At 55.6% G+C, this 24944-nt stretch carries 24 protein-coding genes; 10 read left to right on the top strand and 14 right to left on the bottom strand.

Translation table 11 applies throughout. The features are described from left to right. Positions 1-225 precede the first annotated feature (225 nt). Positions 226-879, top strand: a complete 654-nt coding sequence (fsa, locus tag ABJG22_RS12385; RefSeq protein ID WP_348020582.1) for a fructose-6-phosphate aldolase — start codon at positions 226-228, stop codon at positions 877-879. Positions 880-977: 98 nt separating this feature from the next. Here the strand turns inward: fsa and ABJG22_RS12380 are convergent, their stop codons facing one another. Next, positions 978-2171, bottom strand: a complete 1194-nt coding sequence (locus tag ABJG22_RS12380; protein ID WP_348020581.1) for a penicillin-binding protein activator — start codon at positions 2169-2171, stop codon at positions 978-980. Here ABJG22_RS12380 and rsmI point away from each other — a divergent pair, their 5' ends adjacent. The 3 genes from rsmI to gshB all read left to right on the top strand — a co-directional run bounded on the left by rsmI (position 2172) and on the right by gshB (position 4477). Continuing rightward, positions 2172-3017 (top strand): 16S rRNA (cytidine(1402)-2'-O)-methyltransferase, encoded by an 846-nt coding sequence (gene rsmI, locus ABJG22_RS12375; protein ID WP_348020580.1) that lies wholly within the window; start codon positions 2172-2174, stop codon positions 3015-3017. It abuts the gene before it with no gap. Continuing rightward, the gene (locus ABJG22_RS12370) at positions 3014-3367 is read left to right on the top strand and encodes a YraN family protein (protein ID WP_348020579.1); all 354 of its coding nucleotides are present in this window, start codon (positions 3014-3016) and stop codon (positions 3365-3367) included. Before rsmI ends, ABJG22_RS12370 begins: the two co-directional genes overlap by 4 nt. Before the next feature lie 159 nt (positions 3368-3526). Then, complete coding sequence (gshB, locus tag ABJG22_RS12365; RefSeq protein WP_348020578.1) at positions 3527-4477, top strand: glutathione synthase; 951 nt, start codon at positions 3527-3529, stop codon at positions 4475-4477. Between the two features lie 11 nt (positions 4478-4488). Here the strand turns inward: gshB and ABJG22_RS12360 are convergent, their stop codons facing one another. The 6 genes from ABJG22_RS12360 to rph form a co-directional block, all read right to left on the bottom strand. Further along, complete coding sequence (locus ABJG22_RS12360) at positions 4489-5058, bottom strand: hypothetical protein (protein ID WP_348020577.1); 570 nt, start codon at positions 5056-5058, stop codon at positions 4489-4491. A 318-nt stretch (positions 5059-5376) separates the two neighbouring features. Further along, a complete protein-coding gene (locus tag ABJG22_RS12355; RefSeq protein WP_348020576.1) occupies positions 5377-6279 on the bottom strand; it encodes a tyrosine recombinase XerC in 903 nt (300 codons plus the stop codon). Between the two features lie 119 nt (positions 6280-6398). Next, positions 6399-8186, bottom strand: coding sequence for a long-chain-acyl-CoA synthetase (locus tag ABJG22_RS12350; protein ID WP_348020575.1), 1788 nt, complete (start codon positions 8184-8186; stop codon positions 6399-6401). 87 nt (positions 8187-8273) lie between these two features. After that, complete coding sequence (hemW, locus tag ABJG22_RS12345) at positions 8274-9425, bottom strand: radical SAM family heme chaperone HemW (RefSeq protein WP_348020574.1); 1152 nt, start codon at positions 9423-9425, stop codon at positions 8274-8276. Positions 9426-9439: 14 nt separating this feature from the next. Further along, positions 9440-10072, bottom strand: a complete 633-nt coding sequence (gene rdgB, locus ABJG22_RS12340; RefSeq protein WP_348020573.1) for an RdgB/HAM1 family non-canonical purine NTP pyrophosphatase — start codon at positions 10070-10072, stop codon at positions 9440-9442. A 101-nt stretch (positions 10073-10173) separates the two neighbouring features. Beyond that, the gene (gene rph / locus ABJG22_RS12335) at positions 10174-10887 is read right to left on the bottom strand and encodes a ribonuclease PH (protein WP_348020572.1); all 714 of its coding nucleotides are present in this window, start codon (positions 10885-10887) and stop codon (positions 10174-10176) included. 194 nt (positions 10888-11081) lie between these two features. Here rph and hrcA point away from each other — a divergent pair, with 194 nt between their 5' ends. Together hrcA and grpE are read left to right on the top strand one after the other, a co-directional pair. Next, positions 11082-12128, top strand: a complete 1047-nt coding sequence (hrcA, locus tag ABJG22_RS12330; protein ID WP_348020571.1) for a heat-inducible transcriptional repressor HrcA — start codon at positions 11082-11084, stop codon at positions 12126-12128. An 11-nt stretch (positions 12129-12139) separates the two neighbouring features. After that, the gene (gene grpE / locus ABJG22_RS12325; RefSeq protein ID WP_348020570.1) at positions 12140-12742 is read left to right on the top strand and encodes a nucleotide exchange factor GrpE; all 603 of its coding nucleotides are present in this window, start codon (positions 12140-12142) and stop codon (positions 12740-12742) included. 106 nt (positions 12743-12848) lie between these two features. Here the strand turns inward: grpE and ABJG22_RS12320 are convergent, their stop codons facing one another. After that, positions 12849-13295 carry a hypothetical protein gene (locus ABJG22_RS12320; RefSeq protein WP_348020569.1) on the bottom strand — a complete coding sequence of 149 codons (447 nt, stop codon included), beginning with the start codon at positions 13293-13295 and terminating at the stop codon, positions 12849-12851. A gap of 122 nt (positions 13296-13417) precedes the next feature. On the opposite strand from ABJG22_RS12320, the gene ABJG22_RS12315 reads away from it, so the two are divergent. Continuing rightward, positions 13418-14620, top strand: coding sequence for a PQQ-dependent sugar dehydrogenase (locus tag ABJG22_RS12315; RefSeq protein ID WP_348020568.1), 1203 nt, complete (start codon positions 13418-13420; stop codon positions 14618-14620). Positions 14621-14635: 15 nt separating this feature from the next. Here ABJG22_RS12315 and ABJG22_RS12310 read toward each other — a convergent pair whose 3' ends face one another. Then, the gene (locus ABJG22_RS12310) at positions 14636-15424 is read right to left on the bottom strand and encodes an SDR family oxidoreductase (protein ID WP_348020567.1); all 789 of its coding nucleotides are present in this window, start codon (positions 15422-15424) and stop codon (positions 14636-14638) included. A 93-nt stretch (positions 15425-15517) separates the two neighbouring features. After that, complete coding sequence (locus ABJG22_RS12305) at positions 15518-16648, bottom strand: serine hydrolase domain-containing protein (protein ID WP_348020566.1); 1131 nt, start codon at positions 16646-16648, stop codon at positions 15518-15520. Between the two features lie 238 nt (positions 16649-16886). Here ABJG22_RS12305 and ABJG22_RS12300 point away from each other — a divergent pair, with 238 nt between their 5' ends. Further along, positions 16887-17486 (top strand): PadR family transcriptional regulator, encoded by a 600-nt coding sequence (locus ABJG22_RS12300; protein ID WP_348020565.1) that lies wholly within the window; start codon positions 16887-16889, stop codon positions 17484-17486. 158 nt (positions 17487-17644) lie between these two features. On the opposite strand, the gene ABJG22_RS12295 is transcribed toward ABJG22_RS12300, so the two are convergent. Then, complete coding sequence (locus ABJG22_RS12295; RefSeq protein WP_348020564.1) at positions 17645-19000, bottom strand: GntP family permease; 1356 nt, start codon at positions 18998-19000, stop codon at positions 17645-17647. Between the two features lie 100 nt (positions 19001-19100). Then, positions 19101-20240: an indoleamine 2,3-dioxygenase gene (locus tag ABJG22_RS12290; RefSeq protein ID WP_348020563.1), complete on the bottom strand. Its 1140-nt coding sequence runs from the start codon at positions 20238-20240 to the stop codon at positions 19101-19103. A gap of 220 nt (positions 20241-20460) precedes the next feature. Here ABJG22_RS12290 and ABJG22_RS12285 point away from each other — a divergent pair, with 220 nt between their 5' ends. Then, positions 20461-21849 carry an MATE family efflux transporter gene (locus tag ABJG22_RS12285; protein WP_348020562.1) on the top strand — a complete coding sequence of 463 codons (1389 nt, stop codon included), beginning with the start codon at positions 20461-20463 and terminating at the stop codon, positions 21847-21849. A 25-nt stretch (positions 21850-21874) separates the two neighbouring features. Here the strand turns inward: ABJG22_RS12285 and ABJG22_RS12280 are convergent, their stop codons facing one another. Both ABJG22_RS12280 and ABJG22_RS12275 read right to left on the bottom strand, forming a co-directional pair. Then, positions 21875-22324 carry a vgr related protein gene (locus tag ABJG22_RS12280; protein WP_348020561.1) on the bottom strand — a complete coding sequence of 150 codons (450 nt, stop codon included), beginning with the start codon at positions 22322-22324 and terminating at the stop codon, positions 21875-21877. 12 nt (positions 22325-22336) lie between these two features. Further along, the gene (locus ABJG22_RS12275; protein WP_348020560.1) at positions 22337-22786 is read right to left on the bottom strand and encodes a copper chaperone PCu(A)C; all 450 of its coding nucleotides are present in this window, start codon (positions 22784-22786) and stop codon (positions 22337-22339) included. 192 nt (positions 22787-22978) lie between these two features. On the opposite strand from ABJG22_RS12275, the gene dnaK reads away from it, so the two are divergent. Beyond that, on the top strand, positions 22979-24922 hold the full coding sequence (dnaK, locus tag ABJG22_RS12270) for a molecular chaperone DnaK (protein WP_348020559.1): 1944 nt from the start codon (positions 22979-22981) through the stop codon (positions 24920-24922). The last annotated feature ends 22 nt before the right edge of the window (positions 24923-24944 follow it).

Below are 24944 nucleotides of genomic sequence, written 5' to 3'. Positions count from 1 at the left end.
TCATTCGTCATTCTTGCTTTGGCGAAAATAAGAGAGATGATGATCTATCATCGCAGATCGCTACAGGGGTTCGGGAAAGCCTTGTTAGGATATTTATACCGGAATCTTCCCCCAAATTATCCACAGCTTTCTGCCGCTATCGATCGGGTGGCAGTTCCCCGTCTGACGGAAAGCGGATAGGCAATCGGCAACAGCCATATTGTCCTAATATTTGGAGTCAGAGTGATGAAATTTTTCGTAGATACCGCCGATACTGCGGAAATCGCTGACCTAGCCGCGACCGGCATGGTTGACGGTGTCACCACCAATCCCTCGCTGATCAAGAAATCGGGTCGGGATATCATGGAAGTGACCAAGGAAATTTGCGGTCTGACGGACGGTCCTGTCTCCGCCGAAGTGGTCGCGCTGGATCACGCCGCGATGATGAAAGAAGCAGAGGTTCTGCGCAAAATCGCGGACAATGTCTGTATCAAGGTACCATTGACGATTGACGGTTTAAAGACCTGCAAGGCGCTGACCAGCGAAGGCACAATGGTCAATGTCACGCTTTGCTTCTCGGCCAGTCAGGCGCTGCTCGCCGCGAAAGCGGGAGCTAGCTTCATCTCTCCCTTCGTCGGGCGTCATGATGATAACGGCCTCGACGGCATGACCCTGATCGAAGATATTCGGCTGATTTACGACAATTATGCGTTCGACACGGAGATATTGGTCGCCTCGATCCGTCATCCTATCCATGTGCTCGAATCCGCCCGTATCGGTGCTGATGTCGGCACCATGCCGCCCAATGTCATCCGCGGTCTGTTCAAACATGTGCTGACGGACAAAGGGCTGGAAGGCTTCCTCAAAGACTGGGAGTCGACCGGTCAGAATATCGGTTAGGCAAGATATCCGTTGCCCTGAACGTGTTTCAGGAACCCTTGAGATAATGGTCGAACGTCAGGGATCCTGAAATATATTCAGGATGACCAAGGCTTTTATCAAAACGCTCTTGGCGCCGGATCGACTACGGTAAAGCTGCCTCTGCGGATTTCCTGAACTTCCAACGCCCGTTCCGAAATACCATTGGATTTGAAACGGAAGACGCCGTCCAGTCCGATGAATCCACCCGGATCGGTCAGTTGGTTGATCGGGAAGGGCGAGCCGACTTTCCAGTTGCGCGCTACCTTTACCGTCAGCAACACCGAATCATAGCCGAGGCTGGACAGCCGGAACGGTGCCCGGCCATAGCGGTCGCGATACTTATTGGCATATTGCTTGTAGAGGCCATCGGAAACGCTGGCGAACCATGCGCCCCGAACCGATGGTGCACCTGCTAGATTGCTGCTCGTATTCCAGAGGTCAGTGCCCAGAATCTTCGCCGTTTTACTCGCATTGTTGCGAATATAAGGCGCTGCCTTGATTGCCATATCGCCATTATCGGCGAGCAGAACCGCTTCGAACTCCCCGTTCTGGTTCAGCTTCTTGGTCGCAGCCTCAATAGATTTTGAATCGCGGTTGAATGTCTGGATGGAGACCACAGTGCCGCCTACGTCTTTCACCTGTCGCAGCAATGTTGAGGACGCCCGCTGTCCATAGACGCCATTGGGGACGAGGGCCGCAAAGCGTGACATGCCTTTGGACCGTGCATATTTTACGACCCGGTTGATCGACTGCGACGGGATATGGCCAAGAATATAGACATTGTTGCCTGCAACGCCGGTGTCGTTGGTGAAGCTCAAGATCGGCACGCCGGCTGGGCGCGCAATATTGGCGGTGGCTACGACATTGTCGCTGAGTAGGGGGCCGATGATCAGCTTGTTGCCGTCGCGGATGGCATTTTGGGCTGCCGTTCTGACGCCTTTGGCCGTGTCATAGCTGGTCATGCGGATGTTAGCGGCCTTGGTGTCGAGCAGCGCCATGGTCGTGGCATTGGCGAGCGATTGGCCAACGCCGGAATTTTTACCGGACAGCGGAACCAGTAGGGCTATACGATGGTGCTTCTGGTCCTCGGGCAGGCCTGCGGACACTGGTGCCGGTGTCGATGTCCCGGATGGTGCTGATTGGGGACCGCCGGGAATGACGGTAGCGCAGCCCGCTAGAAAGACAAAAGCCGAAGCGCTTGCCCATTTTAAAAGACCGCGCCTTCTGGTTTGATCTTGTCCTTGATGTGCCTTGTCTGCCATGACTGTCATATGTCTGCTCCTGCCCAATCCGGTCTCTATATCGTCGCAACCCCAATCGGCAACCTTGGAGATTTGTCGCGTCGTGCCGAAGAGATACTCGGCATCGCCGATATCATTTTGGTGGAAGACACTAGAGTGACAGGCAAGCTACTGAATCACATTGGTAAAAAATCAAAAATGATGGTCTATAATGACCATAAGTCTACGGCTGACCGCGATAGCATTTTGGATGCGATGGGATGTAAAATTGTCGCACTTGTCAGCGATGCTGGCACGCCGCTGATCTCTGACCCCGGTTATAAGCTGGTGCGTGATGCGCAAGCGGCCGGGCTTTATGTGACCACGATTCCTGGCCCAAGCGCTGCCATTGCGGCCCTGACGCTATCTGGATTGCCAAGCGACCGGTTTCTTTTTGAAGGCTTTTTGCCCAGTAAGGCGAAGGCGCGAACCGAAGCACTCGGCGCATTGAAGGCGCTGAACGCCAGTCTGATCTTTTACGAAAACGGTTCCCGTCTGGGCGCGATGCTGGCGGATGCACAGGCCATATTGGGAGACCGCAAAGCCGCGGTTGTTCGCGAAATCACCAAAAGGTTTGAAGAAGCCGTGACCGGATCCCTCAGTGAACTCGGCGATCGCTATGGTTCGGAAAAGCCGAAAGGTGAGATTGTCGTCGTCATTGGCCCGCCCGGCCCACCGGAAGCCGCGAGCGAGCAGGACATCGAAGCGGCGCTGCGGGAGGCGTTGAAGCGCCTGCCTGCCTCTAAGGCTGCGGGCGAGGTGGCGCGGGCTTTTAGCACCGATCGCAAGGCGCTCTATGACCTAGCCAATCGTTGGAAAGCAGACGGTACGGCATGAAACGCGAGGCAGCGGAAAAGCGGGGGCGTCAGGCCGAAAAAACCGCCGCCCGCTTCCTGCGCTTGAAAGGCTGGCGGATATTGGCGGAACGCGTTCGGACACCGCGCGGTGAGGTGGACCTGATAGCCAAGCGCGGCGGATTGGTGGCCTTTGTCGAGGTCAAGGCCCGGAGCAAGCTTGCGGACCTGGAACAGTCGATCGATCTGAAGCGGCTCAAGCGGGTCGCTGACGCTGCAGAAATCCTCTATCCAGAATATTGCACCAAAGGCGAAGACGCGCGGATAGACGTGATTCTGATCGCTCCGCGCCGTTTGCCCGTACATTTGACCAACGTATGGCACGGGTTTTAGTGCGCCACGCAACATTGAACGGTCAATATTGACCCGTCGCAGTGAATTTTAGGATGTCGGGTGCATTTTTCCTTTGCTGCCGCAAATAAAAACGCCCTTCGACAAGTTCAGAATGAGCGGTTATGGATTGCCAAACACAGTGTGAATGAAAGCAAATAAATGACCCTGAAAATCGCTGTACAGATGGACCCGATGGAAAGCGTGAATATTGCCGGTGACAGCAGTTTTGCGCTGATGCTCTCTGCGCAGAAACGCGGTCATGCGCTATTCCACTATGACGTAAAGGGCCTGACCTTGCACGCCAATGGTCGCCTGACCACGCCGGCCCATCCCGTGACGGTACAGCCGGTGCAGGGCGATCATTTTTCTTTTGGTGATCCGGTCAAACTGGACCTTGGCAGCGATGTCGATGTTGTGTTGATGCGTCAGGACCCGCCCTTTGATGTCGGCTACATCACCGCCACCCATTTGCTGGAGCGGATCGAAAGCGAGACTCTGGTGGTCAATAACCCGGCGAGCGTTCGCAACGCGCCGGAGAAGGTCTATGTGCTCGATTATGCGCAATTTATGCCGCCAACCCTGATCACCCGCGATCTTGATGAAGTGCGCGCTTTTCAGGCGGAACATGGCGGGATCGTGGTCAAGCCGTTGCATGGAAATGGCGGTAAAGCCATTTTCCTGGTTCCAGAAGATGGTAGTAATTTGAGTGCTTTATTTGAGGTTTTTAATCAAACATGGCCAGAGCCACATATGGTGCAGCCCTTTCTTCCTGAAGTGCATGAGGGCGATAAGCGCATTGTCCTGATCGATGGAGAAGTCGCGGGCGCGATTAACCGCAAGCCGGGTGAAGGCGAATTTCGCAGCAATCTTGCACAGGGGGGTTATGCCGAGCCAGCCGAACTGACTGATCGCGAGAAAGAAATCTGTGCAGCGATGGGCCCCGACTTGAAGCGGCTCGGACTGATCTTCGTCGGCATCGACGTGATCGGTGGCAAATGGCTGACCGAAATCAATGTTACCTCACCGACGGGGATTGTCGCGATTGGCAATTATGACGGTACTGATCTGGCGGGGATGATCCTAGATGCGATTGAGCGGCGGCTCGATTGATCTACTAATGGTCATAGCGTCTGCCATTGGCCGAAGTTCACGACGCTGACGATAATGGCAAACCAAAGCAGCTGTCTGAGTCGCTTATTGCGTCTACGCGTTCGTTGCTGCGTGTTTTGTGCAAACCAATATGCTTCCTCCTGTGCAATCTCAAACTCAGTTCGACACGGGAATCGGACAATGAATTCGCCAAGCATCTCTAGGGATTTCGCGATAGTCTTATTGCCGTAGGAACGGAAACCATTTGGTGTTGACGGCGTCCATATTTCAATCGCCACCTCTGTGCGATATTTGTGATTTTGAGCCGGCATCAGTCGAAATCTCATGCTAGATTTTTGGCCCCTAGCATGATCCGTTCGGATACGGAATTGTTCGTCGTCGATCCGTTCGGTTTGATAGTTGGTGTGCGCTAATTTACGTTCAACCTCTGTTCTAAGATTCTTAAACTCTTTTTTTTGCAACAGTCTAAGTTCTGTCAAAAAATGTGTGTCAGCGGCTTCAGCGTCTATTTTTTCTAGAGCCTTGGCTTTCCCGCGTTCAAAAGAATCGCCTATCATGTTGTGTTTAGATTGATGGATCAAATCTTAGCCCCCTTTGTTCGGGCGTTTGCGACCCCCGAGCTAGTGAAATATTCTTGAAAAGTTAACAGTTTCTTTGTTTTACAATCCACTATAAAAATATTCTAAGATTTTTTATCCCATAAATATACACATACATACCCATTAATACAATATAATGAAAGTTGCAGGGGCGCGTCAGACCTTGATCCGTTTGACCGCATGGCGGAGAAGTTCCTCAAGGCCCTGTAAATTCGTTTCGATGGTCGGACCGATGCGCTTCAGTGACCGCATTTATCGCCGGATAATCTTCCATTTAGAAGCGCTGGGCGGATTGAACATCTAACCAGATCTCGGATGGGCATTTTCATATATATCAAGCAAATGCGCCGCATCGACCGCTGTGTAGACTTGCGTTGAACTCAGGCTCGCATGGCCCAATAATTCTTGCAGGCTCCGCAAATCTGCGCCGCCAGCCAGAAGATGTGTCGCAAAGCTGTGGCGCAAAGCGTGGGGCGTGGTTTTATCGGAGATACCGAGCTTGGTGCGGGCCTGCTGCACAACGCGGCGGATCAAATTGGGTGACAGTGGCCCACCACGTTTGCCACGGAAAATGGGCTGATCTGGTTCCATCACATGAGGACAGAGATCGATATAATGTGCGATCGCTTCGCGGACTTTTGGCAGCAAGGGCACGATCCGGACCTTGCTGCGTTTGCCGGTGACGCGCAATGTATCGGACAAGGGCAGGGCATCGCCGGTCAGATCGAGCGCTTCGCTAATCCGGAGACCCGAACCATAGAGCAGCAGCAACACCGCCCAGTCCCGCGCGCCCACCCAGTCGGTGCTGGCACTGTCCTGAACATCTTCTGCCAGTGCGATGATATCGTCGGGGGAAGCGGGGCGAGGAACGCCGCGTTTGACTTTGGGGCCTTTGATTTTCGGTATCTGCGCTTCGTCACCACCAACATGTTTGAGGAAAGCCCGCAAGGCGGACAATTCCCGCGCGGCGCTATTGTTGGTCAGGCCGTCTCCCCGGCGATAGGCGAGATAGGAACGGATGTCGGCCTGTTTGAGTGCTTTAATGTCCTCCACCCCGACATTGCTGCCAATATGCTCCATCAGAAAGGCGCAGAAACGCTCCGCCGTGATCACATAGGCGCGCACCGTATGCTGTGACCGTCGCCGATCATCGCGCAGGTGGGCTGAAAAACCATTGATGATCGATTGAGAACTATCGCCCATAAAACCCGTTCGTGCTGAGCCTGTCGAAGCATGGCGTCTGTCCACCCTTCGACAGGCTCAGGGCGAACGGATACTGTTTTAGCAGACGCGGAATCAATCTCCAAATTGGAACATCTCCGCTACAAACGATATTCACCTGACAGAATCTTGGCGTGTTCGGCTTCGGACAGGGCTTCATAGCCATCCGCACCGGGTTTCCCGAACCAGATCGGGTCGCCTACGGTGGTAACGTCAAAGCCTTCCTTGACCAGTTCCACCTTGCGATATTTGAACGTACCCGTGGTCTGCGCTTCTGGTTCAATCCGGATGAACAGAGGCACTGCATAATGCGGCATTTCGTGGGTGAGAAAAGCGCGCAGTCCAGAAATGTCGAAGTCATCCGCTACGGTCAGCGAGGTCATGCCCGCGCGACCGTCGGTGGCTGGTACTTCGACACCGTAGACGTTGGCGGTCTTGATCCCAGGATATTGCGAGAGTATTTCGGACACTTCATTGGTCGCGACATTCTCGCCTTTCCAGCGGAACGTGTCGCCAATCCGATCCTTGAAATAGATATAACCAGCGCGATCCCGGCTCATCAGGTCGCCCGAGCGGAACCAGGCGTCACCTTTTTCAAACACGTCGCGCAGGATTTTCTTCTCGGTCGCGTCTTTGTCCTGATAGCCGGAGAAATCGGATGCGCTTTCGGCGTGGATCTTTCCGACCAGTTCGCCAGCCTCGTCCCAGTCCGCCTGAATGCAAAAACCGTCTTTGCCGCGTATCGGTTGTTCCTCCGCAACATCAAATTGCACAATCCGGGTATCGCCAAACTGCTTTTCCAGAAATTTCGGAATCCGGCCGACGGCGCCGATCTTGCCATCGAAATTCATCAGGAAGATATTGCCCTCGGTCGAGCCGTATATCTCGAGCAGCTTGGGTACCTGAAAACGGTCGACAAATTGCTGCCAGATATCGGCGCGCAGGCCATTGCCGATGCCAACCCGCAAATTATGAGCGCGCTCTTTGGGATGGTTCGGCTGGTTGAGCAGATAACGGCACAGCTCGCCAATATAGACAATCACGGTCGCGCCATGATCAGTGACATCATCCCAATATTTGGATGCGGAAAATTTGCGCCGCAAAATGACAGATGCGCCGCTCAACAACGCCCCGCCCTGGCCGATGAATCCGCCGGTCACATGATAGAGCGGCAGGGTGATATAGATGCGATCTTCCGGGGTCAGCGGACAGGTTGAAATACCAATGCGGAAGCTGCGGCGGGCGCGGGCATGTGAAATTCGGGCTGCTTTGGGTAAGCCGGTTGTACCGGATGTGTATACGTAGAGGAACAGGTCATGACCGGTCATATGGGCACGGTGGCTTTGATCCGGGCGATCATAAGGCAATTGGGCCAAAGCGCTATTCAGGTCCTTGCCGACACCTCCGTCCCAATCCCAAAGCGCCGGTGCGCCTTCAAGCTGCGCGGCTATTTTGGACACCCGGGGTGCCAGATCAGCGCTGGTGATGACCGCCTTGGTCGCAACGATATTCAGGCAATGGGCAAGGCCTGTGCCCTCGAGATTGCTGTTGATGAGGGCAGTGATGACCCCGACCTTTGACAGGCCGAACCAAGTGGCGACAAAATCGGGGGCATTTTCCATGAAAAGGGCGACCGTGTCGCCTGCCTGATAGCCTTGGGATAATGCCCAATGGGCAATACGGTTGGCGCGCTCATCAAGCTCTGCGTAGGTCATCTTATCACCTTCAAAATGAAAGGCGATATTGTTCGGGTAGCTATTGATCGTGGATTCGATATCGTCGGTGATCAGGATATGGGCGGTCGGATCAATGTCCTTCACCTGCGCCATTACCTTTTTTAACGAGTGGGTGAATTGGATTTCACGCTTGATGACGCCGAATATACCCATGCTGCTTCTCCGATGAACTGGCATGATTGTGACAGCTAAGTGGATAGAATTCAACGCCCCTTAAACGTTAGAGAATCGCAAGGAGCTTCAGATATCTGCGATGATCTTTGGCAACAGCGCATCAAGCAGCGGCTTGCCTTTAGGCGAGATGGTTAATCGCCCGCCGGTCGTTTCCAGCAGATCCAGTTGGCTTAGCTGATCCACGGCTTTCTGATCCAGCATGTGCGGAACGGCGAGCCCGGTTTTGGCTTCCAAATCGACCAGATCGACGCCTTCCGCGAGTCTGAGGCCCATCATCAGTGCTTCCATTACCCGCGTGTCCGGCGATAGCGCCTGTTCGATTTTCAGGCCGTTGGCATTGCGATCCACTGCCGAGAGGTAATTTTCCGGCTTCTTGTGCCGCTCGGTTGCGCTGTTCAGCCGTCGCCCGTGCGCGCCGGGGCCGATGCCGATATAGTCCTGATAGCGCCAATAGGTCAGATTGTGGCGGCTTTCCTGTCCGGCGCGGGCGTGGTTGCTAATCTCATAAGCGGGCAGGCCAGCCGCCATCATCATGCCGCGCGTCTGCTCGAACAGGTCGGCGCAATGGTCATCGTCGGCGGGAATCAGCTTGCCGGTGCGCACCAATGTTTCAAACCGCGTGCCCGGTTCAATAGTCAGCTGATAAAGCGAAAGATGGCCGGTGCCGAAGGACAGGGCCCGTTCCAGCTCCGCCTGCCAATCGTCGAGTGATTGGCCGGGGCGCGCATAGATCAGATCAAAGCTGACCCGGTCGAAGGCTTGTTGCGCGGTGTCGAGCGCAGCGAGGCCTTCATCGACATCATGGGCGCGTCCGAGAAATTCGAGGGTCTGGTCGTCTAGCGATTGCAGGCCAAGAGAAACCCGGTTCACGCCGGCGCGCGCGAGATCATGAAAATTTGCGGCCTCGACCGATGACGGATTGGCCTCCAACGTGATTTCAATTTCGTCTGTAAAGCCCCAATGGCGCTCCGCTGCTGCTATTAGTGTTTCGACCAGCGCGGGCGGCATTAGTGACGGCGTGCCGCCGCCGAAGAAGATGCTCGACAGCTTGCGTCCTGCTGTCAGCGCCGCTTCATGCGCCATATCGGCGAGCAGGGCCGCGCGCCACGCAGCCATATCCACTTGCTCACGGACATGGCTGTTAAAGTCGCAATAGGGGCATTTAGAGACGCAGAACGGCCAGTGGATATAGAGGGCGAGGGGCGCGGGTTCGGTCATGCTCTATCTGTCGCCTAGGACAAACAGCCCGCGACCAATTTCTGAAACGCATCGGCCCGGTGACTCATCTCGTGTTTCTGCGCCGGATCAAGTTCGGCAAAGCTCTGGTCAAAGCCGATCGGCTGGAACACGGGATCATAGCCGAAACCCAAAGTCCCGCGCGGGGGCCAGATCAGATTGCCCTGCACGCGGCCTTCGAAGACCTCGCTATGGCCATCCGGCCAAGCAAGTGCGAGCGTGGCGATAAAATAGGCGCTCCGGTCGACATTCGGCCCTTGTTCGGCGAGCTTTCCCTCAACCTTGCCCATGGCCATGTACCAATCGCGACCTTTGTCGCCTTCGAACCATTGGCGTTCGGCCCAGTCGGCGGTGTAGACACCCGGTTTGCCGTCCAGCGCGGTGACGCAGAGTCCGCTATCGTCGGCCAGAGCCACGCAATCCGCCCCCTCGGCGCTCGCCCGTGCTTTCAGCAACGCATTTTCCGCAAAGGTCGTTCCGGTTTCTTCCGGTTCGGGCAGGTCGAGATCGCCCGCGGATACCGGTTCAATGCCAAAGGGTTCCAGCAAAGCACGGATTTCCCGCACCTTGCCCTGATTGTGGCTGGCGATGACGAGCCGTCCGGGAGTGAGCTTGCGGTGGGTGGTCATATATTTCTCAATTCCGTTCGCTCTGAGCCTGTGGAAGGGCAGTTCGCGTCTCGAGGTGCTTCGACAAGCTCAGCACGAACGGTTGTTCTTGCAGTCAAATCCTAGCTAACTGCCTTGTCTTGTGCTTCGAAAATACGGTCACAACCGATTTTCGCCAGCCGCATCAAGCGCATTAGGCCTTCGTCGTCGAAGGTCTGGCCCTCGGCAGTCGCTTGCGCTTCTGCGATATTGCCATCGCCGGTCAGCACGAAATTGGCGTCGGCGCCAGCGTTGCTGTCCTCGTCATAGTCGAGGTCGAGCACAGGCGTGCCTTCGAAAATGCCGCAACTGATCGCGGCGATTTTCTGTTCGATCGGATCTTCGCTGATCAGCTTCATATCGAGCAATCCGTTGACCGCGAGGCGCAGCGCGACCCATGCACCGCTGATCGAGGCGGTTCTTGTGCCGCCGTCGGCCTGAATGACATCGCAATCGACCGTGATCTGGCGCTCGCCCAGCTTCTTCATGTCGACGACTGCGCGCAGGCTGCGTCCGATCAGGCGCTGGATTTCCTGCGTCCGGCCGCTTTGCTTGCCGCGCGCCGCTTCGCGTGAATTGCGGGTATTGGTTGCCCGTGGCAGCATCGAATATTCGCCGGTAACCCAGCCTTCACCTTTGCCGCGCAGCCATGGCGGAATCCGTTCTTCGATACTCGCGGTGCAAATCACCTTGGTATCACCAAAGCCGATCAGACATGATCCTTCGGCATGTTTGGTAAATCCGGTTTCGATGGAAATAGCGCGCATTTCGTCTGGCGCGCGTCCTGATGGGCGCATGGGTCGTTCCTTTTTTGAGTTGGCGCGTCCTTAACCGCTCACATGGGGAGAGGCAACAACTGTGCTCCGCACTTGATGCGGAGCTCTGGAGGCAGAGGGCGTCAACCGCCGCACCAGCTCCGCATGAAGCGCGGAGCACAGCGACGCTCAATTGCGCGCTGGAAACCGATTGAGATTCATCCTATCTACACCCCATGACCAACACCCCGATCACCGAAATGACCACCCGCGCGCAGGATATTTTCCGCGTTGTTGTGGAATCCTATCTGGATAGCGGTGCGCCGGTCGGGTCGCGGACGATATCCAAGGCGCCGGGACTGGAACTCTCGCCCGCTTCGATCCGCAATGTCATGCAGGATCTAGAGGAAATCGGCCTGCTTGCCGCACCGCATACCAGCGCGGGGCGGGTGCCGACCGAATTGGGATTGCGGCTATTTGTCGATGGCATGATGCAGGCGGCGGAGCCTTCGCGGCAGGAACGCGCTGCGATTGAAAGCCAGATTACCGAACAAGGCCCGGTCGAGGACGCCTTGCGCGCCACGACCTCAATGCTCTCCGGCCTGTCTTCCTGCGCAGGGCTAGTTTTGGTGCCGAAACGGGAGCCTTTGCTCAAACAGTTTAGTTTCGTGAAATTGTCCGAAGGGCAGGGGCTCGCGATCCTGGTGTCCCAGGACGGGGTTGTGGAAAACCGTGTGCTCGACCTGCCGCCCGGCGTGTCGGAATCGGTGCTGGTGGAAGCGGGAAACTATCTGACCGCGCGCTATGGCGGCAAGACGCTGAGCGAGGCGCTGGCGACCGTGGGCGGAGAAATTAGTGCCGGTGAACTGGCTATCGACAAAGCTTCGGAAGAATTGGTCAAGGCTGGCTTGGTCACCTGGAGCCGTGATCCGTCGGACCGGCCGGTGCTAATCGTGCGCGGACAGGCAAATCTGCTGCAGGACAATAGCGCGCTGGAAGATCTCGACCGGGTCCGGCTTTTGCTCGACGAACTGGAAGGCAAACAGGAAATCGCCCGCCTGCTCGACAATGCCCGCGATGCGGAGGCGGCAAAAATATTTATCGGTGCAGAGAATAAATTATTCTCGCTTTCCGGCTCATCTGTGATAGCGGCGCCCTACAAAGACAGCGACGGACAGGTGGTTGGCGTGGTCGGCGTGATTGGGCCCACAAGGTTGAATTACGCGCGGGTAGTACCCATGGTAGACTTTACCGCGCAATCGCTTTCCAGATTATTGAAATGAGTGACGAAAATATGAGTGATACGAAGCCTGAAGCCAAAGATGAAAAGACCGTTGACGCTGCCGTGGAAGCGGAGCTGGAAGGCGTGCCCGAGAGCATGAAAGAAGGCGGTGAAGGTGAAGCTTCCCAGCCGGAAAATTCCGATAATCGTATCGAAGCGCTGGAAACCGAACTGGCCGAAGCCCAGCAGGCGGTCCTCTATGCGCAGGCAGAGACCCAAAATGTCCGCCGCCGTCTCGAAAAAGACGCGCAGGACGCCCGCAATTACGCCGCAACCGGCTTTGCCCGCGACATGCTGTCGGTGATGGACAATATGAACCGCGCGCTGGAAGCCATTCCGTCTGAAGTGAAGGACGAGGAAAAGTGGAAAGGCCTGATCGGCGGCATCGAAGCCACCGGCCGCGAATTGCAAACCGTGTTCGAGAAAAACGGCATCAAGCGCGTCGCCTCCGTCGGCCTGCCGCTCGATCCCAACCAGCATCAGGCGATGGTCGAAGTGCCGACCGATGATGAAGAGCCCGGCACGATCGTGCAGGAAATGCAGGCTGGTTATATGATCAAGGATCGCTTGCTGCGGCCGGCGTTTGTTGGTGTGGCGAAGAAGCCGGAAGAATAGTCCTTCCGGTTGAAGGGGTCCTGACTTCGCGAAGCACTGACCCTATCCCGTCATGCCAGCGCAGGCTGGCATCCAACGCGCCTACGGGAATCTCGCTACCCTTGGTTTAGGCCCCGGCCTTCGCTGGGGTGACGGGTTGGACTGCAATTTTTGCAAACACCCAGCCGCCAATGGCGCCAGCCAATATCTGCGACAGGAAACCCATGGTCGATCGTGCGCCGCTGATCGGGATGGTCTGGAATACCATATACATGGCGCCCAGCGTGACCCCGATCGCGGCGGCGCCGGCGATCGGATAGGCGACACGCGCCAGATTGGGCAAAAAGCGTTTCAATAGGGTGGCGATCAGAAAGCCGAGCAGCAAGGCGATGGCAATGATCACCAGATAGGCAACCATGTTGGAAATATCGAACAGGGTCATGTTGAGCCGGTCGCCGATGCTGACGGGGATATCGTGTAGGGCGATAACCGATTGCGCGTTCAGCGTGGTGCCGACAACATAGGTCGCCAATGCCGCTGCAATCAGGCCGATAATCCACCGAATAAAACGCATTCCGAAACTCCCCTGTGAGCCGTCCAGCCTAAATGCTTTGCTGTGACGATCAAGGCTTGATTTAGAGAGGGTGGTCAGACCGCAGAAATTTGATAGATTGCGCGTTCAAGCAGGGAACCAATATGCGAAATTTCAAAACCATCCTTTCCGTTGTCGCGATCGGCGCTTTGGCGGCCTGTTCCAATCAGGGGGCATCATCCGACGGCACAAAGACCAGCGAAGCCGTGGGTCGGGTCGATGCCGGACCGGTCAATTACACGATTGAAACGGTGGCTGAAGGTCTTGACCATCCCTGGTCGCTCGCCTTTCTGCCCGATGGCCATATGCTGGTGACCGAGCGCACCGGCAAGCTAAAGCATATCGCCGCCGACGGGACCGCAACGCTGGTCCATGATTTTGCTAGCGGCGCGGACTATCCCAAGGTTCATGTTGCTGCGGGCGCGCAAGCCGGTCTGTTCGACGTGGCGCTGCACCCCGCTTTTGCCGACAACGGCCTGCTCTATATTTCTTATGCGGCAGAGCAGGGCGATGGCACGAATACGCTTTCGCTGATGCGATTTGCATATAGCGATGCTGACGGCGCGCCACGGATCAGCAACGGCCAGCAGATATTTGCCGCCGCGCCGAGCCGGATACAGGGCAATCACTATGGTGCGCGGATCATCTTCCTGCCCGACGGCACGTTGATGATGCCGGTCGGCGATGCCTTTCACTTTCGCGAGGAAGCGCAAAAGCTGGACAATCATTTTGGCAAGATCGTCCGGTTGAATGATGATGGTGGCGTGCCGATGGACAATCCCTTTGTCGAAGAAGACGGTGTGTTGCCGGAAATCTGGAGCTACGGGCACCGCAATCAGCAAGGCATCATCCTGGCGGCAGACGGCCGTGTCCTTGAAAATGAACATGGCCCGGCTGGCGGCGACGAAATCAACGAGATCAAGCGCGGCGTGAATTATGGCTGGCCGACGGCTTCTTATGGGCTGGATTATTCCGGTGGCCGGATTTCACCTTATGAAGCCTTTGAAGGCACCGAGCAGTCTCTGGTCCATTTTACGCCGTCGATCGCGCCATCGGGCTTTGCCCAATATGCGGGAGAGGCTTTTCCGGACTGGCAGGGTGATCTCTTCCTGTCGGCGCTGGCGCTCAAACATGTGCGCCATGTGGATATGAACGCAGATGGATCGCTCGGCAAACAAGCGGAACTATTTGGCGAGCTGGACGCGCGTTTTCGCGACGTGCGAACCGGCCCGGACGGATATCTCTATCTGTTGACCGAAGACCAGAGCGGCCCGACCAGCAAGATTTTGCGCGTGCGGCCGAAATAGGCGCGCGCATCTCGACTAGAAAATCGAATTGCCCATACCACCATCGACCACCAGGCTCTGTCCGGTGGCATAGCCGGCCATCTCGCTACAGAACATAGCGACAAACATGCCCATATCTTCCGCGTCGCCGAAACGCCCGACCGGTACCCGCACCTGTTTGACGAATTTCGCGACTTCCTCGTCATAGCTGGTGCCATTGGCCTCGGCCTGACTGTCGAACATGCCCCTGATTCCATCCGTATGATGCATGCCGGGCAGGATATTGTTGATGGTCACGCCATGGCTGGCGACCTGTTTTGCCACTGCCACCGTATAGTTGACCAAAGCGGCTCGCGGCGGCCCGGACAGCACCCGCATCGCCGCCGGATATTTGGCGGCGCCGGTCGCGATATTGACGATCCGGCCCCATTTGCGCTCGACCATGCCATCGATCACCGATTTGATAAATTCCACCGGGCTGAGCAGAGTGAGTGAAAGCGCTTCCTCCCATTCCGCCCGTCCGACGGTGCGGAAATCGCCGGAGAAGGGGGGAGGGGAGCAGGTCGCTACTAATATGTCGGGATTGGGGCAGATGGAGAGAACGGTCTCCCGGCCTTCGTCGCTGCTATGATCGGCGACAATCGGGGTGATATTGGCCCCGGTTTCGCGGGCCAGCTCTTCACAGGTCTTATGCAGCCGCTCTTCGCCTCGCGCGGTGATGAACAGCTCTGTCTTCTCTTTCGCCAGTGCCAAGGCAGCCCCGCGTCCCAGTCCGGCGCTGCCGCCGTTGACCAGTGCAATTTTTCCCGCAATTCCTAAATCCATAGCAGCCTCTTGCTGAAAGGTTGAACGGCTGTTCTAGCGAGAGCCGGTGCCCGTGCCGACTAGCCATTATGGGATAGGGGCGGCAGCCTCGCTTCAGGCCATCGACATATACATGGCGGCGGCCAGTCCGAATCCTCTAGGATCGCCGAGCAGTCCGGTCTCCATCTTGTTCATGACATAGGAAAAACACAGGCCGGCATCTTGATCGATGATCACCGACGACCCGCCATAGCCGCCCCAATAGCAGCTATTTGTATTGGGACTGATGGGCGTTGCTGAGCTATTCAGGCCATAGCCCATGCCGAATGTCACCGGCAGACCGAGCACCAGATCCGTGCCTTCACTTTGTTTCTCGAAAATGCGTTTCGTTCCCGCTTCGGACAAGAGTGTCTTTCCAAAGGCCTGACCACCGTTAGCCATAGCCGTTTGCGCACGGACAATGCTGCGTGCGTTGCCCTGACCATTGGCGGCTGGTATTTCTGCTGCGCGCCAAGCCCGCTTTCGCGGTTCAGTCGCTTTGACGCCGGGATTGGCAAAGGTGCGTCCGGCGATGGTTTCAGGGCCACCACGTGAGGCTGCGCTGGATGGCGGAACCAGATTGCCGATGCGCGCATCAAGACCTTCTGATGCACCAATGTGAAAATCAGCACCGGTTGGTTCCGCGATTTCCTGACGGAAGAAATTGCCGATCGTCTGGCCGGTGACGCGCCGAACGATTTCGCCGATCAGATGGCCTTGGGTCAGGGCGTGATAGCCGGACTGCGTGCCCGGTTCCCACCACGGGGCCTGTCTCGCCAAAGCGGCGGTCATCCATTCCCAGTCATAAAGCGCGTCGCCCTCGACCTTTTCATCCATGCCGGAAAGACCGGCATTATGGCTTAGAAAATGGCGAACTTCGACAGAATCTTTGCCATTCTGGGCAAATTCGGGCCAATATTTGGCAGCGGGAGCATGTAGATCCACCTCGCCGCGATCCGCGAGCATCAACAGCGACATTGCCGCCATCGTCTTGGTGCTCGACCATACGTTGACTAGCGTATCTTCCTGCCACGGCTGGGTGCGATCCTCGTCAAGATGGCCGCCCCACAGGTCAACGACAAATTCGCCGTTTAGCGTGATCGCAACCGACGCGCCGAGATCATCATGCTCGCTGAAATTATTCTCAAAAGCCTTTTTGACTGGTTCAAAGCGGGGGTCACATTGTCCGTGAATTGGGGTTGTCATTGGCTACTCCATCTTGGGTTTAACCAAACGATTAACAGCTTGTCGTCGTTAGTCCAGTATCTTTAACCCGCTGTTTTCTGTCGTCAGCCCTTGGTGTCAGCCCATAATTCTAACGAAATTTCAATTGGTTGGGTATTTTTCGGGAAATCCCTATTGCAAAGATAATATAAAGATATATCTTAGAGTCATCTTAGATATAAAGATAAATATAAAGAAAGAACATAATATGAGACATGGAATGAAATTTGGATCAGGAGGCCCCGGTGGATCCGGGCGCGGTTCTGGACGCGGTCGCGGACGCAAAGGAATGACCGGCGAAAAATTTGCCCGGGCTTTTGCACAGGCTGCTTTTGAAGGCGGGAAGGGCAAAAGACGTGCCCGGATGTTCCGGCGCGGCGAGCTGAAATTGGTGCTGTTGCATCTGATCGCGGAAGAACCGCGGCACGGCTATGATTTGATCCGTCAGATCGAAGAGCTGACCGGTGGTCATTATGCGCCCAGCCCGGGGATCGTCTATCCGACACTGACCCTGATGGCAGAAATGGACCAGATCGACGAAGCGGTCGATGATGACGGCAAAAAAGTCTATTCGATCACCAAATCGGGTACCGCTTTGCTGGCCGAGGACGAGGCGCATATAGCCGAGATTCTCGAACGGCTGGAAGGCGTATCGAAAATGGGTGAAGCCAGTGGCGGCGCATCCGTCCGTCGCGCCATCCACAATCTGAAAAGCGCCACCCGCATAAGGTTGGCCGACGAAGAAAAGGGATCGGACAAGATATTGGAAGTCACCGCCATCATCGACGAAGCCGCGAGCAAGATTGAGCGGTTGAAATAGAGATTATGTCCCGTTATCAGGTCAAATGATATAAGTTTAACAGATGATTATAAAGGATAGTTAAGGTAAAATCTTAGCTATCCTTTTTGTCTGTCCGCAACGCGCAACATGCTTCCAACCCTTCCAATGGCTAGAGGATTGGAGGGTTCTATTCAGCGCTAGAAGATTCCGAACAAGACGACCGCCATGATCGTTCCAACCACCGGTATCACGACCGTCAGCGCGCCAACCGCGCCATAGGCATCTTTGTGAGTCTCCCCGCAAACCGCGCGGATGGTGGTCACGACATAGCCATTATGCGGCAGGCTATCGAGCGCACCGGAGGAGATGGCGACGACGCGGTGTAGCTCGTCGGGTTGGGCGCCAACATCCATATAATGGGGTGCGATCAAGGGCAGGGCGATGGACTGGCCGCCCGATGCCGAGCCGGTCAGACCGGCGATCACGGTGACTGCGATGGCCGCGCCAATCAGCGGGCTACCCGGAATATTCTGCACCATGATCAAGGCTTCCTGAAAGGCCGGTGACAGCTTGGCGACCGATCCGAAACCGACCACCGCGCAGGTGTTGGTAATCGCGACCACCGCACTGCTCGCGCCGCGCGAAAAGGCTTCGGGCATGGATTTTAACTTCTGGTAGCCGACGATCAGGGCGACGACCGCGCCCGATCCCAAGGCCGCGACCAGGGCCCATTTGTCGAGCGAATTTTGCGGCAGGACTGCTGACAGCGGCCCCATTTCCTGCGGATATTGGAAGATCAGAAAGATAGCCAGCACCGCGACCAGTGGCAGAATACACAATAGTGGTGCGGGTAGATTGCCAAAGTCGGTATTGTCATCATCGCTCTCGCGGCCAACAAAATGCTCGCCCTTGGCAACGGCGCGTTTGACCATATGATTGAGCCAGAAATGCCCGGTAACGGCCATGAACAGAGCAACAACCAGACTAACCTCCCAGCCCGCATAGGCTGTGGTGCCAAGGAATTCCATCGGGATCAGATTCTGGATTTCCGGGCTGCCGGCGCTGGTCATGGTGAAGGTCACCGACCCGAAGGCCAGCGCTGCCGGAATGAAGCGTCGCGGAAGATCCGCTTCGCGAAACAGGTGCACGGCGAGGGAATAAACGCTGAACGACACGATGAACACGCTGACTCCGCCATAGGTGAGGATCGCACAGGCTGCGACCACAGCCAGAACCGCATGTTTGATTCCGATCTTCTCGATCACCCAATGGGCAACGCTGGCGGCAGCGCCGCTGGCCCCCATGATCTCGCCGAATATTGCGCCGAGTAGGAACATGAAGAACCAGCTTTTGAAGAAGCCGACAAAGCCGTCCATATAGGCAGTGGCAAAATCCGGCGCGCCTTCAACCGCGAGTGGCGGGAGCCATGCGATGCCGCTGGTTAGGGCGACTATTGCAGCGGCGACGGGCCCCGCGATCAGGATGTTCACCCCGCGCACGGTCATCCAGATGAGCAATATTAGTCCACCGATAAGTCCGATTGCCGATAGCATGAATGTCCCCCAAAAAACTTGACCTCCGCCTAATGGCAGAGGTCAAGCTGGAGGCGCAACTGCTAAATCCGTCATGTCAGTTTGCACGGAAATGAGGAGGCTAGATCACCTGTGCACGGTTCTCATCGCGGTGCTTTTTCAGATATTTCATGAACGGCGTGCCGCCGGTTCCGACCTCGGTATCATTGCCTTTACCGTTTGCCGCCTGCTTGTTGATATAGCTGGCCGCATATTCCAGATGGCGTGTGCGGAAACGCGCAACTTGCTCGACGCTGGCGTTAAAGGCGTTCCGCAGCGCGGGATCACCGCTGGCAATCGCAAATTCGCGTAATGTGCTGTGTTCACGCAAATCCTCGATGAAGCGGCGGTGCTGGACCGGGCGATAGGCGTGCAGTTCGTCCAGATAGGCGCGCAACGGATCATTTTCGTGGCTCACCTGAAACAAGGCATCCATGCTTGGCACGATGGAGCTTTGCGATCCGGTCTGACCGCGAAATATTTGACCCTTGCCTTCATATTTCTCGACGCCTTCATAAATCAGGCCATCAGGAAGCGCCGGATTGTTGGCCCAGCCGTGAATATAGGGGCGGACCCTCTGATAGTAGATATAGGGATCACAAAGATCGGGCATCCGGTCGAAGATCGCGTTCACCCGATCCCAATGACTGTCCATTTCTTCCAATAGCGCGGTTGCTGTGGTTACATCTTTTGCTTTGGCTGCTGTAACGAGATTGCAAGCAAGATCGAGAAGCGGTCCCGCTGCTGCTTCGATCGCAACATGGATCAGGACAAACCAGTTTTCGTCGGCACCGCCGAGAAAATTTTGCACCATATAGACATTGTCGAGGTCGATCGGGCCTTCGCGATCTAGCCGTGCCCAATTGTCCAGCACATAACCGCTATAGGGCAACAGAGGCGCCTGATCGAGACGGTCTGCGAGTGCCACCATCGGGCGCGCAAGATTGGCGGGCAGGGTGGTCGGCGATTCGCTTTCACCCCAGACATAGGCCTGGACCAGAAATGAATAGCGCACCATGGCGACGCGAACCTGTTCTTCAGGCGCGTTGGCCGCCCATTCTGCGAGATCAAGCATCGGCAATTGTTCCAGCCAGTGGCGCACCCGGCCGGTGGTCATCAGGCCGGACAAATTCTCTGCTGCTTCTATGATTGGGACGAAAATATCGGGAAGGTCAATGTCGACAATCTCAAAATGCGAGAGAAATCCGCGGGATGCGGACATATCATAATCTAACAATTTCATAGGGTCACCACTTGGGCAAGCGCGGGTTGGGCCGCTTGCGCAACAGGGTGATAGTATCAAATGAAATTAGATGGGCAAGGGGGTTTTTCGGTCTTCAGGACAGTAAAGTGGCTTCGCGGATCCCGAACAATTGTCTGAAAAATAGCGCAATGCCGCAGTTTCACTAGCTTAGCGATACGCCTTGGGCTAACGGGCGTCGATGACTAGCGCGTCCCTTAGACTGCGAGAGCAACACCCTTGGCGGCATGAACTGCACGCTACCCTGTCGCTTGCCTGGCCGCTCATTCTATCGAACTTGACCATGGCGCTTATCGGCGCGACCGATGTGCTGATGTTGGGTTGGCTCGGCGCCCGTGAACTGGCTGCGGCGACCTTGGGGTTCAATTTGGCAATGAGCGGTGCGATTTTCTGCATGGGGCTGATCACCGCCTCCGCCCCGATGATGGCCACGGAAATTGGCCGGATGCCGCATAGCGTCCGCGACGTGCGCCGGACCTTTCGGCAGGCCATGTGGGCCGCCGTGGCGGTTATTCTGCCTCTTTGGATGCTCCTCTGGAACACCGAGAGCATCTTGCTTACCTTGGGTCAAAAGCCGGATCTCGCCGAAATAGCTGGAACCTACATCAGTGCCTATATGTGGGCGATCCTGCCGTTTCTGTTCTTCATCATTCTGCGCAACTTCATCTCCGCGCTGGAGCAAACGCTCTGGGCTCTTATCATCAGCGTCATTGGTGTGCTGGCCAATGCCTTGTTCAACTATGCGTTGATTTTTGGAAAGTTTGGCGTTCCGGAATTTGGTGTCGTCGGCGCGGGCATTGGCAGCGTGATGACCAATGTTTTGATGTTTGCAGGCATGGCGCTCGTCGTGATGTGGCACAAGCGCTTTCGCCGCTATCGTCTGTTTGGACGGTTTTGGCGCAGTGACTGGCCTCGTTTCCGGGCGCTTTGGAAACTCGGTTTACCGATTGCGATCACTATGGGCCTGGAAGGTTCCGTCTTTGGTTTCGCGGCGTTGCTCATGGGTTTGATAGGGACCGCATCCGTTGCGGCTCACGCCATCGCATTGCAGTTGGCTTCTCTGACATTCATGGTGCCGATGGGGATCGGCCAAGCGGCAACGGTGCGCGTCGGTATTCAATATGGCCGGAAAAACCATGCGGGGATCATGCGCGCCGGTTGGGTAAGTTTCATCCTTGGTACATCGTTCATGGCGGCTATGGCGCTTGTGTTCGTTTTGGCGCCCAATATGCTGATATCCATGTTCATTGATGCCAGCGCCCCCGGCAATGCTGAAGTTGCGGCACTGGCCGTCGGTTTTCTGGCCATTGCTGCTATTTTCCAGATTGTGGATGGTGCTCAGGTGGTCGGGGCCGGCATGTTGCGGGGACTGCACGATACGACCATGCCTATGCTGTTTGCGTTGATGGGATATTGGTTTATCGGCCTTGGCTTGGGCGCCAGTCTTGCCTTTTGGCAAGGCTGGGAAGGTCTAGGAATCTGGGCCGGATTGGCTGGCGGATTGGGCGTGGTCTCGGTGCTGATGCTGATCCGTTGGATGATGCGGGAGAAATTGGGGCTGCTGCCCTAATAGCGCCTATTGCCTGAATGCACTGCTAAAAGGGCAAGATTGCTTCATAGTCGGCGATGCTATGGCCATTGCGCAATTTGACCCCGTTTTTGAGCAGGAAATAATGGCTCGTAATTTCGGCCTGTTGTTCAATCCCATATTTGGTGAAGGCTTTTCCCGGTCGAAGTTCATAGTCATATCGACAGAAGGGATGCCGCGCTAAGGGTAAGAAAATGCCTTGCTGATGCTGCCAGACATGCACCATTTCGTGAATGAACAGCGCTTGTATATTCGTTGCAGATCCGCAGAAATCATCACAGAATAGGTCATTCTCGGGATGGAACCAGAGATTGCCATCGGGGGCCATGGTGACGCGCCGGTTCTGGAACGGCCACCATTTGCGGTTGAAAATGGTCACCCGATCATAGTCGATGGCTGCCCCAAAAACGGACTGGCACAATGTGATTTCAGGATCGGTCAGCGCGCGACTGGTCACCGGGACGGCTGACTATTCAGCAGCTGGTGCAGCATCGCCGACCTTTTTGATGGCCGCATTAATTTCGATCCGGTCATCGTTGGAATAGATTAATGTCATGGTCAGTAAGCCACGTTTCTGGGCCCCTTCGCCGACGCCCCAGATCATCAGATGTTTCCCTCCGGGCTCAAGTTTTACGGTCTTGCCAGCTGGAACGGGGATCGATTTGAGCTTGGCCATGCTTGCCATCCCGTTTGTCTCGGTCGTTTCGTGCATTTCCATGCGTAGAACATCGTCAGATGTGACGCCCACCAGTGATACGTTCACTCGGCCACCGTGCAAATCCATATAGCCGGCGGAAGGGTTCCCATCCACTGGAGACAGGTTGATCACCGCGTTGTCGGCGAAGAGTATGTCTCCCTGACCGCAGGAAGCGAGCACAAGGGAAATGGATGCGGCGAGCATAGTCATGACTTTGTTCATTGGGGTACCTCGTTAAATCGTTGCAAACCTGTCCCAATATGGGTGTTTTGCGTTGATTTTTCAAATGTAGGATGTCTCACGTCTTGTGCCAAGAAAAATGCCACCTATATCGCATGGCGAAGCCGTAACAGTGCCAGTTAACAAGGGCTGGGCGGCAATTTTGCTAATGTTAGAAAATTGATTGAGGGAATTATGGGTAAAGTTATCGGAATTGATCTGGGCACCACCAACAGCTGTGTTGCCGTTATGGATGGCGGTAAGCCAAAGGTTATTGAAAATGCAGAAGGCGCGCGGACGACACCGTCAGTGGTTGCATTCACCAAGGACGGCGAACGTTTGATTGGTCAACCGGCGAAACGTCAGGCTGTCACCAATCCGGAAAGCACGATTTTTGCTGTGAAGCGTCTGATCGGTCGCCGGTTTGATGATCCGATGACGAAGAAAGACATGGAACTCGTTCCTTACGAAATCGTCAAAGGCTCAAACGGTGACGCTTGGGTGAAAGCGGGCGGCGAAGATTACAGCCCGTCACAGATTTCTGCTTATACATTGCAGAAGATGAAAGAGACGGCAGAAGCCTATCTCGGCGAAACCGTAACCCAGGCGGTGATTACCACGCCTGCCTATTTTAATGATGCTCAGCGTCAGGCAACCAAAGATGCCGGTAAGATTGCCGGTCTTGAAGTGCTGCGTATCATCAACGAGCCAACCGCTGCGGCGCTGGCTTATGGTCTCGACAAAAATGACGGCAAGACGATTGCTGTCTATGACCTTGGCGGCGGTACATTTGATATTTCGATCCTCGAAATTGGTGATGGCGTTTTCGAAGTGAAATCGACCAACGGCGACACGTTCCTCGGCGGTGAAGATTTTGACGCGAAACTTGTTGAGTTTCTTGCGGCGGACTTCAAAAAAGCGGAAAGCATCGACCTTACCAAGGACAAGCTTGCGCTACAGCGTCTCAAGGAAGCTGCTGAAAAAGCCAAAATCGAACTGTCCAGCGCGCAAACGACCGAAGTCAACCTGCCGTTCATTACCGCAGATCAGAACGGACCAAAGCATCTGGTGAAATCGATCAGCCGCGCTGATCTGGAAAAACTGGTTGGCGATCTCGTCAAGCGCACGCTCGACCCTTGCAAGAAGGCTCTGAAAGATGCGGGCGTCGAAGCCAGCGAGATCGACGATGTCGTCATGGTTGGTGGGATGACCCGTATGCCGCTGGTTCGCGAGACCGTTGAAAAATTCTTCGGCAAAGAACCACATACGGGCGTGAACCCGGATGAAGTTGTGGCCATGGGTGCTGCCATTCAGGCTGGCGTTTTGCAGGGCGATGTTAAAGACGTTCTGTTGCTCGACGTGACACCATTATCGCTGGGTATCGAAACGCTTGGCGGCGTGTTTACACGCATGATCGACCGCAACACCACAATCCCAACGAAGAAAAGCCAAGTCTACTCGACCGCTGATGACAATCAGGGCGCTGTGACGATCCGGGTCTTCCAGGGTGAGCGGGAAATGGCTGCCGATAACAAAATGCTCGGCAATTTCGACCTCGTCGGTATTCCGCCAGCACCGCGGGGCGTGCCTCAGATTGATGTGACCTTTGATATTGATGCCAACGGCATCGTCAATGTGTCCGCGAAAGATAAAGGCACCGGCAAGGAGCAGCAGATTAAAATCCAGGCTTCTGGTGGGCTTAGCGATAACGACATCGATCAGATGGTTCAGGATGCAGAGAAATTTGCAGAAGAAGACAAGCAGCGGCGTGCCGAGGCGGAAGCCAAGAACAACGCCGAAAGCCTTGTCCACACCACTGAGAAGCAGCTTGAAGAGCATGGCGACAAGATTGATGCTGACCTGAAAGGCCAGATTGAAGAAGCCGTGAAGGAAACCAAGGAAGCTATCGAAGGTGGCGATCCTGAAGCGATGAAGACCAAGTCTGAAGCGCTGGCGCAGGTTTCCATGCAAATGGGTCAGAAGATCTATGAAGCGGAACAAGCGGCCGGTGGCGATGCTGCTGATGCAGCTGCAGCAGATGCGGCGGCAAAAGCCGACGATGATGTTGTTGATGCTGAATTCTCCGAAGTCGATGACTCCGAAGATGACAAGAAAGACGACGCCAAGGCGGCTGAGTAAAGTTTGGAACGTCGCTCCTGCG

The organism is Parasphingorhabdus sp. (assembly GCF_039939955.1).
Lineage (GTDB): Bacteria > Pseudomonadota > Alphaproteobacteria > Sphingomonadales > Sphingomonadaceae > Parasphingorhabdus.
This window is presented reverse-complemented; position numbering and strand designations above follow the sequence as displayed.

Coding starts and splice junctions, on each gene's coding strand:
- fsa (WP_348020582.1), top strand. CDS start 226: ATGAAATTTTTCGTAGATACCGCCGATACTGCGGAAATCGCTGACCTA.
- ABJG22_RS12380 (WP_348020581.1), bottom strand. CDS start 2,171: ATGACAGTCATGGCAGACAAGGCACATCAAGGACAAGATCAAACCAGA.
- rsmI (WP_348020580.1), top strand. CDS start 2,172: ATGTCTGCTCCTGCCCAATCCGGTCTCTATATCGTCGCAACCCCAATC.
- ABJG22_RS12370 (WP_348020579.1), top strand. CDS start 3,014: ATGAAACGCGAGGCAGCGGAAAAGCGGGGGCGTCAGGCCGAAAAAACC.
- gshB (WP_348020578.1), top strand. CDS start 3,527: ATGACCCTGAAAATCGCTGTACAGATGGACCCGATGGAAAGCGTGAAT.
- ABJG22_RS12355 (WP_348020576.1), bottom strand. CDS start 6,279: ATGGGCGATAGTTCTCAATCGATCATCAATGGTTTTTCAGCCCACCTG.
- ABJG22_RS12350 (WP_348020575.1), bottom strand. CDS start 8,186: ATGGGTATATTCGGCGTCATCAAGCGTGAAATCCAATTCACCCACTCG.
- hemW (WP_348020574.1), bottom strand. CDS start 9,425: ATGACCGAACCCGCGCCCCTCGCCCTCTATATCCACTGGCCGTTCTGC.
- rdgB (WP_348020573.1), bottom strand. CDS start 10,072: ATGACCACCCACCGCAAGCTCACTCCCGGACGGCTCGTCATCGCCAGC.
- rph (WP_348020572.1), bottom strand. CDS start 10,887: ATGCGCCCATCAGGACGCGCGCCAGACGAAATGCGCGCTATTTCCATC.
- hrcA (WP_348020571.1), top strand. CDS start 11,082: ATGACCAACACCCCGATCACCGAAATGACCACCCGCGCGCAGGATATT.
- grpE (WP_348020570.1), top strand. CDS start 12,140: ATGAGTGATACGAAGCCTGAAGCCAAAGATGAAAAGACCGTTGACGCT.
- ABJG22_RS12320 (WP_348020569.1), bottom strand. CDS start 13,295: ATGCGTTTTATTCGGTGGATTATCGGCCTGATTGCAGCGGCATTGGCG.
- ABJG22_RS12315 (WP_348020568.1), top strand. CDS start 13,418: ATGCGAAATTTCAAAACCATCCTTTCCGTTGTCGCGATCGGCGCTTTG.
- ABJG22_RS12310 (WP_348020567.1), bottom strand. CDS start 15,424: ATGGATTTAGGAATTGCGGGAAAAATTGCACTGGTCAACGGCGGCAGC.
- ABJG22_RS12305 (WP_348020566.1), bottom strand. CDS start 16,648: ATGACAACCCCAATTCACGGACAATGTGACCCCCGCTTTGAACCAGTC.
- ABJG22_RS12300 (WP_348020565.1), top strand. CDS start 16,887: ATGAAATTTGGATCAGGAGGCCCCGGTGGATCCGGGCGCGGTTCTGGA.
- ABJG22_RS12295 (WP_348020564.1), bottom strand. CDS start 19,000: ATGCTATCGGCAATCGGACTTATCGGTGGACTAATATTGCTCATCTGG.
- ABJG22_RS12290 (WP_348020563.1), bottom strand. CDS start 20,240: ATGTCCGCATCCCGCGGATTTCTCTCGCATTTTGAGATTGTCGACATT.
- ABJG22_RS12285 (WP_348020562.1), top strand. CDS start 20,461: ATGACTAGCGCGTCCCTTAGACTGCGAGAGCAACACCCTTGGCGGCAT.
- ABJG22_RS12275 (WP_348020560.1), bottom strand. CDS start 22,786: ATGAACAAAGTCATGACTATGCTCGCCGCATCCATTTCCCTTGTGCTC.
- dnaK (WP_348020559.1), top strand. CDS start 22,979: ATGGGTAAAGTTATCGGAATTGATCTGGGCACCACCAACAGCTGTGTT.